General features: G+C 40.4%; 10 protein-coding genes. 4 read left to right on the forward strand and 6 right to left on the reverse strand.

Annotated features, from left to right (window positions below; translation table 11 throughout):
- Positions 1–228 precede the first annotated feature (228 nt).
- From uxaC to IL355_RS02705, 4 genes are all read left to right on the forward strand, one after another.
- The gene (gene uxaC, locus IL355_RS02690) at positions 229–1,635 is read left to right on the forward strand and encodes a glucuronate isomerase (RefSeq protein ID WP_192460653.1); all 1,407 of its coding nucleotides are present in this window, start codon (positions 229–231) and stop codon (positions 1,633–1,635) included.
- Between the two features lie 62 nt (positions 1,636–1,697).
- The gene (locus tag IL355_RS02695; protein ID WP_192460654.1) at positions 1,698–2,702 is read left to right on the forward strand and encodes a TRAP transporter substrate-binding protein; all 1,005 of its coding nucleotides are present in this window, start codon (positions 1,698–1,700) and stop codon (positions 2,700–2,702) included.
- A complete protein-coding gene (locus IL355_RS02700; protein ID WP_187458007.1) occupies positions 2,702–3,172 on the forward strand; it encodes a TRAP transporter small permease in 471 nt (156 codons plus the stop codon). Before IL355_RS02695 ends, IL355_RS02700 begins: the two co-directional genes overlap by 1 nt.
- A 1-nt stretch (position 3,173) precedes the next feature.
- Complete coding sequence (locus tag IL355_RS02705; protein WP_192460655.1) at positions 3,174–4,484, forward strand: TRAP transporter large permease; 1,311 nt, start codon at positions 3,174–3,176, stop codon at positions 4,482–4,484.
- Here IL355_RS02705 and IL355_RS02710 read toward each other — a convergent pair.
- The 6 genes from IL355_RS02710 to IL355_RS02735 form a co-directional block, all read right to left on the reverse strand.
- The gene (locus IL355_RS02710; RefSeq protein WP_225621091.1) at positions 4,481–6,379 is read right to left on the reverse strand and encodes a metallophosphoesterase; all 1,899 of its coding nucleotides are present in this window, start codon (positions 6,377–6,379) and stop codon (positions 4,481–4,483) included. The two genes, IL355_RS02705 and IL355_RS02710, sit on opposite strands and share 4 nt — an antisense overlap.
- 71 nt (positions 6,380–6,450) lie before the next feature.
- Positions 6,451–8,217: a RagB/SusD family nutrient uptake outer membrane protein gene (locus IL355_RS02715; protein ID WP_192460656.1), complete on the reverse strand. Its 1,767-nt coding sequence runs from the start codon at positions 8,215–8,217 to the stop codon at positions 6,451–6,453.
- A gap of 19 nt (positions 8,218–8,236) precedes the next feature.
- On the reverse strand, positions 8,237–11,227 hold the full coding sequence (locus IL355_RS02720; RefSeq protein ID WP_192460657.1) for a SusC/RagA family TonB-linked outer membrane protein: 2,991 nt from the start codon (positions 11,225–11,227) through the stop codon (positions 8,237–8,239).
- A gap of 388 nt (positions 11,228–11,615) precedes the next feature.
- A complete protein-coding gene (locus IL355_RS02725; protein WP_192460658.1) occupies positions 11,616–13,385 on the reverse strand; it encodes an alkaline phosphatase in 1,770 nt (589 codons plus the stop codon).
- Between the two features lie 268 nt (positions 13,386–13,653).
- A complete protein-coding gene (locus tag IL355_RS02730; protein WP_192460659.1) occupies positions 13,654–15,063 on the reverse strand; it encodes a GH1 family beta-glucosidase in 1,410 nt (469 codons plus the stop codon).
- Positions 15,063–16,076: a glycosyltransferase family protein gene (locus IL355_RS02735; RefSeq protein ID WP_192460660.1), complete on the reverse strand. Its 1,014-nt coding sequence runs from the start codon at positions 16,074–16,076 to the stop codon at positions 15,063–15,065. The genes IL355_RS02730 and IL355_RS02735 overlap by 1 nt, the downstream gene beginning before the upstream one ends.
- Between the last annotated feature and the right edge of the window lie 15 nt (positions 16,077–16,091).

Below are 16,091 nucleotides of genomic sequence, written 5' to 3' on the forward strand. Positions count from 1 at the left end.
TTTTTTTCTGAATGTAAAACGACCAAGGGAAACCCAAAAATAAGCGACGTTATAGTTTTCTTAAAAAGATTTTAGTTAAACGATGAACGCTATGAAGCCTCTTTGTATTCTTTTTCTTTTTTCTTGTTTAAAAGGGAATAGAGTTCTATTTTTAAAACCTTGCAGATTTAAGAATGTAGACGATAAAAATCTGCTAATCCTAAATCAAATTAGTACATTAATTGAAATATGGCAAAACAACCCAATTTAATAAACGATAATTTTTTGTTGCAAAGCAAGTATGCTGAAGAGCTCTATCATGAGTTTGCTGTACACATGCCTGTAATCGATTACCATAATCATTTATCGCCTAAGGCCTTAGCGGAGAATACAGTTTTTGATTCCATTACTGCCGCTTGGATAGATGGAGACCATTACAAGTGGAGGGCCATGCGAACCTTGGGAGTAGATGAGAAATTTATAACCGGTAATGGTACCGCAAAAGAAAAGTTTTCTCAGTGGGCCTATACTGTACCCTATACCATGCGCAATCCTCTTTATCATTGGACTCACATGGAACTTACCCGCTATTTTGGTATAACGGATTTACTTTCCGATAAGAATGCGGACTCCATCTTTGATGCAACATCAGAAAAATTACAATCTCCGGAATATAGTTGTAGAGGACTCATATCTAAAATGAACGTGGAGGTACTTTGTACAACGGAGGACCCAACTGATACGTTGGAATATCATCAGCAATTGGCAAAAAGTTCTTTTGGCACCAAAGTGAGTACAGCCTTTAGGCCGGACAAGGCCATTGTCATTTCAGATAGTGGTTACAATGCATACTTGGACAAGCTTGAAAAGGTAACCAATATGAACATCTCCAGTTACCAAAAGCTGTGTAATGCCCTGCGTAACCGAATTGAACATTTTCACGAAAACGGATGCCGTGTTTGTGATCATGGACTAAACCATTTGTTTGCAGAAGATTATACGGATTCTGAAATCAAGTCCATTTTTGAGAAGAAACGTGGTGGGGCCGATGTTACAGCAGAAGAAAATGCTAAGTTTCAAAGTGCTCTTTTATGGTATTTGTGTGAAACCTATCATGAATTCGGTTGGGTACAGCAATTCCATTTGGGCGCCCTTAGAAATAACAATAAGAGAATGTTGGCCCAGTTAGGCCCCGATACCGGATGGGATTCTATTGGAGATTATCCACAAGCGCAGAGTATTTCTAAATTCTTGAATACTTTGGATGGTAAGGAGAAGCTTACCAAAACCATTCTTTATAACCTGAATCCTAGTGACAATGCCATGATGGCAACCATGATCGGTAATTTTAACGATGGTAGCGTACGTGGAAAAGTACAATGGGGTTCTGGATGGTGGTTCTTAGACCAGAAAGACGGTATGGAGGAGCAAATGAACACCCTTTCCAATATGGGGCTCATCAGTTGTTTTATTGGTATGTTGACCGATTCCCGTAGCTTCCTTTCCTTTCCAAGGCACGAATATTTTCGAAGGATTCTTTGTAATCTCTTTGGGGAGGATATTAAAAATGGAGAATTGCCCAATGATATGGAATGGATCGGTAAAATGGTACAGGATATCTGCTATAATAACGCCAAAGCCTATTTTGACCTTTAAACAATTGGTACTCTCAGACCAATTTCCCTAATTTGGGTAAACCTACTTGAAACTACAAACGGATGAAACACTTTTTTAAATTGATGTCTTTTCGGAAAATCTTAAGCATCATCTTTGTAGGGACATGGTTACTTTTCAACCTTTCCTGCGCCTCCAACAGTGATGAAAAAATACTGTTTTTCGCTCATTCCCTGCCTACATCCCACCCGGTTCACAAAGGTATTGTGGCTATGCAGGAATCATTGAACGAGAAATCTGGAGGTAAATTACAGATAAAGATTTTTCCAGACGGGCAGTTGGGTTCAGAGAGGGAAACCATTGAGCTGTTACAAATTGGGAGTATTGCCATGACTAAGGTAAGTGCTTCGGCACTTTCTAACTTTGCTCCCGAATATAAAATAACGGTAATTCCCTATTTGTTCCGTGATAGCGACCATTTGTTCAAGAACCTGGAAGGGGAAGTGGGTGAGCAACTTTTGGCAAGTGGAACCGAGTACCTTCTAAGAGGGGTATGTTTTTACGATGCAGGAGCTAGAAGTTTTTATACGAAAGATGCCCCGGTCAATTCTCCAGATGATTTAGACGGACTAAAACTGAGGGTTCAGAACGACCAAATGTCGGTAGATATGGCCAATACGTTAGGCGCCTCCGCAACTCCTATGGCGTTTGGGGAATTGTATACCGCTTTGCAACAGAACGTGGTTGATGGTGCGGAGAACAACATCCCTTCTTTTGTGAGCTCCAACCATTTTGAAGTTTGTAAATATTACATTTTTGATGAGCATACTATGGTACCCGACGTAGTAATAATTGGAACCAAGTTTTGGGACTCATTAAGCGAAGAGGAAAAAGTTTGGTTGGAAGAGGCAGCGGATGAAAGTGTTGCCAAACAAAAGCAATATTGGAAGGAAACCGTAGATGAAAACATGAAAATGCTGAAGGAAAAGGGGATTGAGTTCATTTATCCCGATAAGGCACCTTTTGTAGAAAAATCCAGACCGGTAATGGAAAGGCTACTTGAGGACCCACAGTTAAGACCTATCATTGAAAAGATAAATGCTAACTAATGGATAAGATATATACTACGTTAAATAAAGTTATTGAGGCCCTGCTGGCCGTCATCTTTGGGTTATTGGTCATTGATGTAGTGTGGCAGGTGGTTTCGCGCTATGTTGTAGGGCAATCAAGTTCCTTTACAGAAGAGTTTGCTAGATTTTCCCTTATTTGGCTGACCGTTTTAGGGGCGGCCCATATTAATGGAAGTAAGGATGGGCACTTGTCCATGGATTTTTTATTGACCAAGCTTCCCGAAGAGAAGAAAATCAAGAGACAGAAGATTATTCAGATAATGATGGCAGTCTTTGCACTGGTAATCATGGTGATTGGTGGTGGAAATTTGGTCTATATCACTTTATCCTTAGGTCAGACCTCCTCAGCCTTGCAGGTCCCACTAGGGTTTGTCTACGCAATCGTTCCCGTCTCCGGATTGATCATTATATTTTTCTCTTATTATAATATTAAGAAACTAAACTTTTAAAATGAGCATAGAGACTATTAGTATTATCGTTCTTTTTGTAAGTTTCATTGGTTTGTTGGCCTACGGAGTTCCTGTAGCCTATTCCATTGGTATTTCTACCACACTTACCTTAATTCTGAATATTGCCTATTTGCCGGCTACCACTACCGCTGCCCAAAGAATGACAACGGGTATTGATAATTTTGCGCTTCTGGCCATACCCTTCTTTATTTTGGGCGGTGAAATCATGAATACGGGAGGCATCGCAAAACGGCTTATCGATTTTGCCAAATCACTGATAGGTAGTTTGCCCGGTGGTCTGGCCTTTGTTAACATTATCGCCGCCATGCTTTTTGGTGCTATCTCCGGATCGGCGGTGGCAGCGGCATCTGCGATAGGTAGTACATTAACGGAGAAAATGGAAAGTGAAGGTTACCCAAGGGAATTCAGTGCGGCAGTCAATATTAGTTCTTCCACAACAGGGCTCTTGATTCCACCAAGTAACGTATTGATCATATTTGCATTGGCCAGTGGTGGTACCGCTTCGGTAGCAGCTTTGTTCATTGCAGGCTATATTCCTGGTATTCTGGTAGGCCTGGCGCTCATGATAATGGTTTTTATCTATGCTAAAAGAAAAGGCTTGCCTAGAGCACCTAGAGTAGGTTTTAAGCAATTGTTCGCAGATTTTAGAAGGGCATTTTTAAGCTTGACCCTGTTGATAATCGTTGTTGGGGGAATCGTAGTAGGCGTATTTACGGCAACGGAAGCTGCTGCAATTGCCGTAGTCTACGCCATGTTGCTAGGTTTTATCAATAAGGAATTAAAGGTGAGCCATTTTAAACCTTTGTTGTTGAGAAGCGCACGAACTACGGCCATCGTAATGTTCTTGATTGCTACTTCTATGGCCATGTCGTGGTTATTTTCTTTTGAAGGAATTCCGCAAATGCTAACATCGGCATTATTGGATAATGTGAGCAATCCTATCTTTATTTTCTTAATGATCAACCTGATATTGTTGATTGTAGGAACCTTTATGGACATGACTCCTGCTGTGTTGATTTTCACCCCAATTTTCTTGCCAGTGGCCATGGCCTTGGGCATGCACCCTGTTCAATTCGGAATGATTATCGTGCTTAACCTTTGTATCGGTGTTTGTACACCACCAGTAGGAACGTTGCTCTTTGTTGGTAGTGGTGTAGCCAAGGTACCGGTTACCAAAGTTATCAAGCCTTTGGTTCCGTTATTATTGGTCATGGTGGCCGTTTTAATGGCAATTACTTATTTCCCGGAATTATCCTTGTGGTTGCCGAGGGCATTCGGACTTATTGATTAATCGCTGATTGTTTTATGTGGAATAAGCATTTTCTTTTGTAGGTCGATGGTGAAGTTACCGGACGGTTCCGAATGAAGTTGATATTCAAATATTTGCCCGAATTCTTTCAGCTGGGTTAAGTTATCTGTGTCGTTATTGGCCAGATTTTGAATGATGAGTCGGTAGGTGCTTATTCGGTTATCAGGAATGGATTGTTGAGCCAATTCATCTCCGCTTCTTAATCGGTAAAAATCGGTTATCCAGTCAAGGCCTGTCCAATGGGTAAAGTCAGTTTTAGACAAGTTAGAAGAAGACAATTGTTCTTGTGCTTCTTTACTTGCAGTTTGCCAAGCCTCGGTTGTCTTAAAAGCTTCTGGGATTATTTTCGATTTTAAATGGGAAAGTACAAGCAAGTCCATACCAGAGTTTTCCAAAAGCAGCGATTTTAGCTTTTCTGGCCACTCCGAAGGTAAAAACCGCAGTCTTACCAGTTCTTGAAGGTGAAAATCTGTGAAATCAAGATAATCTTCGGCTTCTAATACATCTTTGTTCCAAATATTCGAAGATTTTGATTGGGTGAGGTGATTATGTTCTCTATCGTAGAGCTCAAAAAACTCATCATAGTTTTTCACTTTGTCAAGAACAACGGTTTTCACATCCCAAAAGGGACCAGTTTTCTTTTCCAAGATTTTATAAGCCGGTTGGTAGGCCGCCAGTGAGGGTGCTTGAATGTTTGCCAGGGTATTTCCTTTTTCCGTAGTGATTATTCCCGAATCGTTAATGTGCATATGTCCGCCAATATGTATTTGAAGCCCGGCATCGGCAAATAATTGTGCCACTTCCTTTTTTGGAATTCTATGGGCCTGCAAAGCCCTGTCTCCAAACAGTTGTTTCATGGTAGAAGAAGCACCGTCATTAAAATCAATCATGGGATAATGACTGAATGCCACCACCTCTTTACCATGCTTTTTGGCTTTCTGAACAATGCGAGCCACCCAATCCACCAGATGTTTTTTATACTCAATGACCTGATTATAGCCAATGCTGGCACCGTGAAAATGTAGTCCGTCTTCTTTAGGAACATATACATTGGCATCGATGGCCACCAACCATAAGCCTTCAACGGGCTCTACCAAATAACTTACATCGGGTTGTGGGGTAGAACCTTCGGTTATTTGATAGGTTCTGTTTTCAAGTGAGGAATTCTTTTTGATTTCAGAAAATGAATAGGTGTCATAGGAATATTTGGAAAACGGTGTTTCCCAATAGGTATAGCTTTCCATAGGGAAAAAACCATGTTGGGATAGTTCGTTTACGATTTCCTCATACCCCATTTCTTTAATATCTTCGCTTATTAGTACCGGAAGCTCTCCAGATTGGGGCTTATGAAGGCCCTCTGAACTCATAATGGGTTGCCGCTGGCCTTGGGGCCCCATAAAATCTTTTTTGCCGGCCTCCTCCCCAAACGGACTGGTAGGATCGTGGTTTCCCGTGGTAATGAAAAAGGTAATTCCATGTTTCTTGGTATACTCGTTCAAGATTTTATTGAGTCCCCTCACATTGATCGGTTGGCCATCATCGCTAAAATCACCGGGAAGCGCCACCAATTTAATTCCCCTTTTGACCACATCATCAAGAGCTTCTTTAAACGCAAAATAATTCTCATTAAAAAGCCTGGTTGAGTGCAATTGGGCCTCCATAGTTCTGATCAGGGCCTTCTCACCCGTTTTGGGGTTGTCTATGCCGCTGTATCCAATACCTTCTAATGTACCCCTGACATCGAGCAAATGAACATCAGAAATAAAGGCAATCCTAAAATTTTCCTGATTGGGATGGTTTTCTTTTTTACAGGAAAGAAAAATTAGAAGTAATATGATTGAGAAGTGTTTGTTTAACCGCATTAGTTGCTTTGACATGTTGAATTTGATGTAAAAATAAAAAGGGTGGGACCATCGCCCACCCATTTTTTAAAAAGAAAATCAAATTTTTAGTATCCGGGATTCTGTTCTAAGAAGCCATCAATACCCGAAGCACCGTCAACGGCACTTTGTGGAATTGGGAATAGCCTTTTATTAGGATCGGCATCTGTTTTTTCAGTCCAAGGATCTTCATACTTACCAAAACGTATTTGATCGGTTCTTCTCAGTCCCTCCCAATAAAATTCAAAGCCTCTTTCCCTAAAGAGAATATCCAAATCCAATTCTGTTAAGGCAGCAGGTGTTTGTTCCGGTCTGGCATTTCTAGAGGTTCTTACCATATTTACATCTGCTAATGCACCAGCATTGTCACCCTTACGTAGTTTAGCCTCTGCCCTCATCAGATAAATTTCGGCCAAGCGCATTAAAACTAAATCTACACTACTAAAATTATTACCATTAGGTGAGGTACGGCTGAATTGGTATTTTGAAAAACGATAACCGGCGCGGTGCAAAGACCCTTCGGTCGTAAAATCTACTTGCAGCGTGTGATCAACATACCCCGTGTCCCTATCTGGCCCATTGCCTTTGGTCTGTTGAAGAGGATAAATCCTTAAAGAACCATCATCACATTTTACAAGGTCTCCATCACCTCTACGAGGCCCCCATTGAATGCCTCGAAGGATTCCTCTATCCATTTCAAAATCCGTAGCTTCAAGACAATAGTAACTATCATCCGTTTCCGTTTCCAAAAGGGGATCACGATTTTCCAAATCTGAAAGCTGTGCTTCCGGAACAATGGTATTGCGTTGATAGAAACGTGCATCGGCATCGGCAGGGTCCACATCTCCATAGGCGTCTACCCAAGATTGATAAAAGTCTGGTGTTACAGCCGGACCATCAGTACCGTCTGCCGTGTTGTCCGGGAAGAACTCAGGTCTTGCAATCATGGCACCGGCAATGGACCAATAGGCCCAGCGACTGTGCTCTCTGCTAAGAACACCCCTTTGGTCAAGTGCAAATATCAGCTCGGCATTGTCGTGGTTTTCATCGCTAAAAAGCTCAAAATATTCTGGTGATAGCGCGTAGCTGTTAGAATTGATGATATCGTTGGTATATGAAATAACCTTGTCCATATCCACATCCGTAAAATTAGGAGTGCCATAGGGATCTCTATAGACAGCTGCATTAAGGTATAATCTTGCTAAAAATCCTTTTACGGCATCTTGGGTGATTCTTCCCGGTCCTTTATCATTATTAATACCGTCGATAACGGAAAGAAATTCACTTTCGATATAGGCGATAGCTTCGTCTGTTCTTAAGATTTCAGAAAGCGCATCTGAAGATTCTTTTTTAAAGACGATACCCCAACTATCAAGCATCAACATGTTCAAATAGGCCCGTAGAGCCTTCATTTCGTATAAAGCGCCTGTTGCTTCGGCATTACCTTCATTTGAAAGAGGAGTAAGTACTTCTATGGCAGAAAGGGTTCTTGATATGTTAATGGCAACTTGATTCCAACCGGAGGCAACCAAATCATTACTCGGGGTGAAATTATGTTGATGCGCCGCAATAAATTTACCCCCATCGAACCAATCCGTACCACCACGGTACGGCAAGATGGCTTCGTCTGAAGAAACTTCCTGAAGGCCAAAATAATTGGTGTGGCGCCATGTCCAAGAAATATACCCATAAGCTGGGGCAATCGCGCCCTCTATAGGATCTGCTTCTGCACCAAATTCAGTTTCATCTATTCGTTCTTCTACCAAATCGGTACAGCTAAAGGACAATAGCCCCGCAAGTACCATCAATGCTCCTATTTTTATATTATTTTTCATCTTAAGCATAATTTTTTAATTAGAATGATACGTTTAAACCGAATAGGTAGGTCCTAGCTGAAGGATACCTAAATCTATCGATACCAAATGTTTGAATTTGGTCAATTTCGCTTCCGGTATTAACTTCCGGATCAAAACCGGAATAGTCAGTAATAGTAAACAAGTTTTGTCCCGTAAGACTAAATCTAATGTTGTTTACCAAATCTCTAAGTCCTATTACTTCGGGATCAAGGTTATATCCAAGGCTTGCATTGTTCAGCCTTAAAAAACTACCATCTTCCAAGTATCTTGTAGATACGTCGTTGGAGTTTGTTGGTATTTCATTTGGGTATTGAACGGAGAAATCCGTTGTGTTCAAATTATTTACCAATTGTCCTTTATTGTATAGTGACATGGCGGTGTGGTTGAAGATTTTATTACCTGATACTCCATTGAAATTAAGCCCTAAGTCAAAGTTTTTGTAGTTAAAGTTCAAATAGAAAGCGTACAATAAATCGGGTAAGGCGGTGCCCGGCACAAAGCGGTCATTATCCAATGAAACGCCGTCTTCTACCACATCCCTAAAAATATTGTTACCCTCATCATCTATTCCAATAAAGTCTTTCATGTAAAAAGCACCAATGGGCTCTCCATTGATATATCCGTTGATGGTTGCTCCTGATTGACCAGCTCCTTGCGCCGCACCTGAAGTAATTACTGAATAGATAGAACCTTCTACTTCGTTGTCAATAAAGGAAACGTTACCGCCAACATTATAAGTAAAATCTTCACCAGCATTACCTCTATAGTCCAAGGCTACTTCGTAACCTTTGTTCTTCACTTTCATATCAGGAAAGTTGGTCCAATATTTCTCAGTAGGATTGATAGGGTCTGGAGTAGTGGCGAACAGAATAACATCATTTGTTACTTTATTGAAGTAATCCAGGGTACCCGACAGACTTCCGTCTAAAAATGCAAAATCTAGACCGATGTTGGTTTGTGTCACCACCTCCCATTTTAAATCAGGATTTGCAGTTCTTACCGCAATGGTACCGTAAGGGTAATCATCCAAGGTGTTTTCTGTTCCGTCTAAAGGATAGGTGTCATTATCGCTTCTAGAATCGTTATAACTGGCATAGCTTGCTTTGCTTGCTATGCCGTTTTGGTTACCCGTTTGTCCCCAAGAGGCACGCAGCTTTAAATTGTTGAATACATTACTGTCTTCCAAAAAGTCTTCCTTGTAAATATTCCAACCCAGGGCAACGGAAGGAAAATAACCGTACTTGTTATTGGCTCCAAACCTAGAAGAACCATCTGCCCGTAAAGTACCGGTGAACAAATATTTATCTGCATAGGCATAGTTTAATCTTCCAAAATAAGATTGAAGCTCATCAATAACAGCGGTAGAAGCGATTGTAGTTGCTGTTACTTCTGTACTTGACTGGTCTTGATACCGGGGTTCTATACCGTTATTGGCAAATCCACCTTGGAAAAAGATATCCTTTCTTTCAAACTGGGTCTCTTGGTAGGAGTGTCCTGCCAATAGGGTAATGGCGTGATTTCCATAATCCAATTTATAATTCAAGGTATTTTCAATTAAGAAATTGCTGTTTTCCGTTGATATGGTGTTCAAAGTACCCATAAAAAGACCTTCACCTAGGGAGTAAGGTTTGTTTTGGACATCCCTGTTAGTTAAGGAATAATCTACACCAAGGTTGGCTTTGTAGGTCAAACCTTTTACAATCTCAATAGATGGGGTGATATTGGCGAGAATACGATTGCTTCTAGCCTCGTCCAAATAAATGTCATTACGTTGCAGAGGGTTTAATATCAAACCGCTGGCACCTTCCAACACCGCAAAATTACCATTGGCTTCATAAGCGGAAGATGTTGGGTTTAATTGTATCATGTCAACAATTGTGGCCCCAATATTCGGTCTTTCATTTATGGTTTTAGAAGCGGTTAGGTTAAAATCAATGTTCAACCTGTTATCAAATGCCTTTTGATTAAGTTTTACTCTCCCAGAGTATCTTTTTAAATCACTATTGTAAAAAATACCTTGTTGGTCTTGAACACCACCGGATACAAAATAGGAGAACTTCTCGCTAACGCCTCCACTCATGGAGATATTTACATTTTTTGTAATTCCGGTACGCGTTAATTCATCCTGCCAATCTGTATTGCCTCCTTGATCGTCCAAGTTTCCGCCTGCGGCAACCACTTGTTGTCTAAATTCATCGGCGGTGAAAAGGTCTAATTTTTTAGCAATTGAAGACATTGCCGTTGAAACGGATAGGTTAATTTCGGATTTGCCAGCTTGTCCTTTTTTAGTAGTGATCATTATTACCCCGTTAGCGGCACGTGCACCGTAAATGGCAGTTGCCGAGGCATCCTTAAGAACATCCATGGATGCGATATCTTGAGGGTTGATAAAGTTCAATGGGCTAGACCCCATTCCAATATCATTGTTGCTAATAACGAAACCATCAATTACATAGAGCGGGGCAGTTCCTGAACGAAGGCTACCTACACCACGAATGATAACGTTTTGTGAAGCTCCGGGTTCCCCGCTTACATTGGTAATATTGACCCCTGAAACTTTTCCTTGAAGCAATTGGCCTGGGTTGGCAACGACACCTTGATTGAAATCTTCACTTTTAACGGATGCAATAGAACCTGTGACATCCGATTTTTTCTGAGTTCCGTAACCTACTACCACTACATCCTCCAACTGGGTGGCATCTTCAGTTAATTGAACATTTAGAGAGGTTTGTCCATTAATAGGGACTTCAAGGGTGGAAAACCCAATATAGGAAACCTCAAGAATATCTGAATTTACATTGGCCTCTATACTAAAATTACCATCAAAATCCGTTGATGTTCCATTGCTAGTTCCTTTTACAAGGACAGTTGCTCCTGCCAATGGCAAATTTTGTTCATCGGTTACCGTTCCTGTAACCACTGTTTGGGCCCAAGTTGCCGATGCAAATAGCAGGCCGCATAACAAGAATAATAATTTACTGTTTCTCATGTTAGTTTGGTTAATTGTTAGATAGTTTAATAAAATATTAAATAATTGTAAATTTAAGTTTACTAATTGTAATGCAATAATAAATATTTTACTATTATTTTAGATATTCTCTAATTGTTAATTACTAAAAAGAGTGTTTATGTTATACTTTTTTTGAAAGTGGCAAAAGTAGTAGAAGGGGGAAGGGGTAAGGTTAGGGAATGTTCATACTTATTTTACCAAAAAGTATGGTTTTGAGGCCTAATGTTATCTAAATGTTAGACAAGCTTTTTTAGTAGTCTGATGCTCAATTTACTAAAGGAAATGTGGGTAAAAATGGCCAGAAATCCGCTTTGAAGTCTCAGAATTTTGATTGCGGACCGAAGAAAAATATTAGTAAGAAAAAGACTTATTGTTGTACATTCAATACTTCCAAAATCTTATGGAACACCTCATTGTTCTCGTAGACTCCTTGAAATAATTGAGATTGTGGCCCATAGGCAAATATAGGTACCATAACTCCCGTATGGTCATGGGTGGTAAAATCCCCTTCAATTTCATGTTTTTCTATTTTACCTTGAGGGATGGTTAGTCCGCCAGTTTCATGGTCGGCCGTAATGACGACCAAAGTATTCTTGTTCTGATCTGCGAATTTTAACGCTTCTGCAATGGCTTGATCAAAACCAATTCCTTCATTAATAACCCCGTCAATTTCATTGGTATGCCCATGGGAATCTATTTTTGCCCCTTCCACCATCAAGAAAAATGGGTTTTTAGTATTCTCAAGGTACTTTAAAGTGTGTTTTGTTGTAATTGCGAGTTCCTTTTTATCCTTATCATCAACCTTCCCCATAAGAAAACCTATGTTAGTATTAGTTGAAGAAGCCAAATCTTCGGGTGACTTAAGAAAAGTAAACTTTGAATCTTTAAAACTTTCGCTTCGGTCTGTGCTGGCAATAACGGCTATATAGCTTTTTTCTAAATCTTTTCGAATGCCATCTGATAGGGAACGGTCCATTTGATGAGCGTAAAACGATGATGGTGTGGCACCAGATATTTCATCAGTGGTAATAATTCCGGATACAAATCCTTTTCTATTAAGAATCTCTGTGATGTTTTCTACTTTGCCTTTGGCGGTCATTCCTATGGCCCTATTCGGAGCTTTGTGACCTGTTGCCAATGCCGTTCCTGCCCCGGCGGAATCTGTGGTAAAGTCGTCAGCGGACTGTGTTTTTAAAAAACCGATGCTCTTCAATTGAGTCAAGGTGGTTTCCCCATTGTTAGCTAAGGTGGTTGCCGAGATTTGGGTCAATCCGTTACCGTCCCCAATCAGTAAAATTACATTTTTAACTTTCGATTTTTTCTGATCGGAGGCAAAACTTGGTTTGTAAACTTCGGAGAAAACCTGATTTTGATATTCCCTTTCTGGTAAAGTTGACATGTAGGCCACACATTCAAATGGCATATCTGTATTAATGTAGTCAACTCCTAAATGTGCCAAGGCTTTCCAAGCTGTTTTGGAATCGGGAGTGGCCCAAAAACGAAAAGGTTTCCCCAATTTATGAGCTTTTTTTATGACTGATGTTACTTTTTCCAAATCTCCTTTGGTCAATCTGCCTTTTCCGTTCCAAGCGGTTACTCGTTTAAAGCTAAGGCTTACCAAGGCAATCTTATCCATTATTTTTTGGTTCTCCACGGGTTGTACACTTTGATAATCGAACCATATAAAATCTGGGTAGTTCACATAGTCCTTTGGCTCGGGCCTATTTCCGGATATAACGATTGATACCTTTTTGTTGCTGATTATTTTTGGATAGTTGTTCAATACGGCAATTAACTTTTTTAAGGTGGGTTTGGCTTCGGATTTAATATCGACTAAAAGTTGAAAAGGAGTGTCGAATCCTTTACCGTATTCCATATTCCTTTGTATGGGTTGCAGGTAGAGGCGTTCAAAATCTCGATGTTCTTCAATTTCAGTTTGGGTATGGGCTACAAATAGGGAGTCGTTTACCAAAAACAAATCAGCTTCAACCGAATTGGCCCCTGCCGAAAAAGCCTTCCAAAAAGGGACATCTTGAAGATAATCATTATGGGAGTGCACCTTATAGGATGTCGAATTTTGAGCGAATGATAGTTGAATGCCAAAAAACAGGCCGGTAATTAAGAGGAACTTTTTCATTTTCGGTACGTTGTTGGTTCGGTTGGTTTTCAAAGGTAGTCAAAAGTTAAAATGCAAGAAACCGGTGACGAGAGCGACACCGGTTTCATAAACTAACTCAAACTTTGCTAACTCAAATTATGATGCCGCAAAAATCGGCACTAAAAGCGGATTGAATATTAAGTAAAAGTAATCTGATTATTATCAAAAAAACACTAGCTCTCAATTCCGCCAAAAACAACAATAATTGAAGATTTGATTTTTAAGGATAGCCGGAATTTCGATTGCCTTAGTTTGAGACGGTGTTTTTTTCTTGATTCACAAGAACTTCCGACTCCTTTAAAAATGAGCGATACCATTTTCCGGAAGCTTTTATCGTTCTTTTTTGTGTTTTGAAATCAATATGTACTAGCCCAAATCTAGGGAAGTAACCCTCTGCCCATTCGAAATTATCGGTAAAGGTCCACACAAAATAACCCGCTACTTTTTTGTTCTCTTCTGCGGCTTTATGCACTTGGCCAATATAGTTTTGTAGATACTGCGTGCGCTGAGGGTCGTTTACCTCACCATGGTCTAATCGGTCTTCAAAAGCGGCCCCATTTTCGGTAACAATAACTTTTTTTACCTTTTCGTAGTTACTGAATTTGGTAATCATTTCGTAAATGCTGGGAGGGTATACTTCCCAATCCATCAAAGTGGTCTGAACCTTCCGTTTGGTAGCTTTCACAATTTTTGCCCTCAAGTAGGGTACGGTATAGCTATGCCTCACCACCTCACGTGTATAATTCTGAATGCCTATAAAATCAAAATCGAACAGACAGTTTTCCATATCACCTGGCTGTATGTATTTCCTAATTTTTTCAAGTACCGGTACACTTTCCATCGGGTAACCTAAGCCTAGTGTGGGTTCCACAAATAATCGGTTCAATAAGGCATCAGCTTTTTCGGCAGCTCTCAAATCTTTCTTTTTATCTGAATTAGGAGTTATTTGTGAACACGAAAAGGTGGTACCTATATTCGCATTGGGCACATTTTTTCGAATGATTCTACCGCCAAGGGCTTGGCTTAGCGTAGCATAATGTACAGCTGGCAAGAAATTCTGTAAGCCTTTTTTTCCGGGAGCATGTACCCCTAAAAAGTAGCCCGCACCGGTAAACACCATAGGTTCGTTTAGGACCATCCAATTTTTCACTCGGTCGCCAAATGCTTTAGTGCATACCTCCACATAATTTTCGAACCATTGCAGCACCTCTCGGTTGCTCCATCCGCCCTTATCTTCTAAAACTTGGGGCAGATCCCAATGATAAAGGGTGACCCAGGGAACAATACCCTGTTCAAGACAAAAATTAATTATTCTGTTATAGAAATCGATACCTGCCTGGCTTACGGTTCCTTGCCCTTCGGGAATGATTCTCGTCCATGCCAAAGAAAACCGGAAGTTCTCAATATTCATCGATTTCATCAACAAGATGTCTTCTTGATAACGATGATAGAAGTCACAGGCTACCTGGGCGGTCTGGCCACCGTAGATAGCTCCTTTTTTTAGTACAAATTGATCCCATATAGAGGTTCCTTTATCATCGGCATTATAAGCTCCTTCAATTTGATAGGCAGCAGTAGAAACACCCCAAACGAAGTTTTTAGGAAATGCCTTTTTGTCGATGGTAGCACCTTCTTTTTTACTTTTGAAATTCGGCATTAAATAGCTTGACTTGTTTTACCGGCATAGTTTTCCTGAATGACACGTTCAATAATCTGTTCGGTAATATCCGGATAATGAATGTCCAATTTAAAGTCACCGTCTACCCAATCGCGAATTTTATCAAGGTGTTTAAGCTTTAGGGACTTAATGACCGGTACACCCAACTCCTTTAAAGCTGCAGCATTGCATTGCTGCTCATACTGACTTTTCATAGGAATGACCATTAATTTTTTCTGCATGTGCAAGGCTTCCGCCGGAGTTTCGAACCCTGCGCCACAAAGAACTCCTTTACTGCTGGCCATACTTTTAATAAAGGCGTCATTGTTTATGGGGCTAATAGTCATGTTTTTCCAAAAAAATTTAGTTTCGTTGTGCTTTGAAAAGACTTCCCAATAAGTGTTTTTAATACTGGAAAGAACATGAAGTATTTTCTCATCACTGTAGGAAGGTAGATATACCGTATAGTGATTGCCCATAGTACGGGTCGTATTTCTTATCTCTTGCCTAATGATGGGGGTGTAAGTTTGATCATCATATTTTCTAAAGTGAAAACCGTACTGTTTTGTTGTAGGCGCGTATTTAGCCAAAATGAGCTTACCTAACGGGTCGTTTTTTTTGGGTTTTGGTGCGTTTGGAGCTATTACTGCCGCCTGATGACTTAGGGATATGCAGGGCTTGTTTTTTAATTTACAGGCCCAGGCAGAAACAGGTTCAAAATCATTGATGACCAAATCATAATCTTGAACGGGAATGGTTCTTATTTCTTTCTGTAATCTGTTGGAATTGGTCCTTACATAGGTGCGCCACATATCTACGCCTCCTTTTTTTCCAAAGATAAAGCTCCAACCGCCCAATTGGTATTTTACGGGATAAGGCAGCGGAATATCCGCCTGGGTCCCACTGACCAATAGGTCTAATTCTATATTCTGTTTTTGAAGGGCAGGAATAACGTCTCTTGCTCGACTTAAATGTCCATTGCCCGTTCCTTGTATCGCATAAAGCACTTTCATTTCAAAGCAATATTT

This window comes from Euzebyella saccharophila, from assembly GCF_014855495.1.
Lineage (GTDB): Bacteria > Bacteroidota > Bacteroidia > Flavobacteriales > Flavobacteriaceae > Euzebyella > Euzebyella saccharophila.

Bases quoted from the DNA above. Each gene is read 5' to 3' on its own strand.
- IL355_RS02715 (WP_192460656.1), bottom strand. From the start codon at position 8,217: ATGAAAAATAATATAAAAATAGGAGCATTGATGGTACTTGCGGGGCTA.
- IL355_RS02705 (WP_192460655.1), top strand. From the start codon at position 3,174: ATGAGCATAGAGACTATTAGTATTATCGTTCTTTTTGTAAGTTTCATT.
- IL355_RS02695 (WP_192460654.1), top strand. From the start codon at position 1,698: ATGAAACACTTTTTTAAATTGATGTCTTTTCGGAAAATCTTAAGCATC.
- IL355_RS02710 (WP_225621091.1), bottom strand. From the start codon at position 6,379: ATGTCAAAGCAACTAATGCGGTTAAACAAACACTTCTCAATCATATTA.
- IL355_RS02735 (WP_192460660.1), bottom strand. From the start codon at position 16,076: ATGAAAGTGCTTTATGCGATACAAGGAACGGGCAATGGACATTTAAGT.
- uxaC (WP_192460653.1), top strand. From the start codon at position 229: ATGGCAAAACAACCCAATTTAATAAACGATAATTTTTTGTTGCAAAGC.
- IL355_RS02730 (WP_192460659.1), bottom strand. From the start codon at position 15,063: ATGCCGAATTTCAAAAGTAAAAAAGAAGGTGCTACCATCGACAAAAAG.
- IL355_RS02720 (WP_192460657.1), bottom strand. From the start codon at position 11,227: ATGAGAAACAGTAAATTATTATTCTTGTTATGCGGCCTGCTATTTGCA.
- IL355_RS02700 (WP_187458007.1), top strand. From the start codon at position 2,702: ATGGATAAGATATATACTACGTTAAATAAAGTTATTGAGGCCCTGCTG.
- IL355_RS02725 (WP_192460658.1), bottom strand. From the start codon at position 13,385: ATGAAAAAGTTCCTCTTAATTACCGGCCTGTTTTTTGGCATTCAACTA.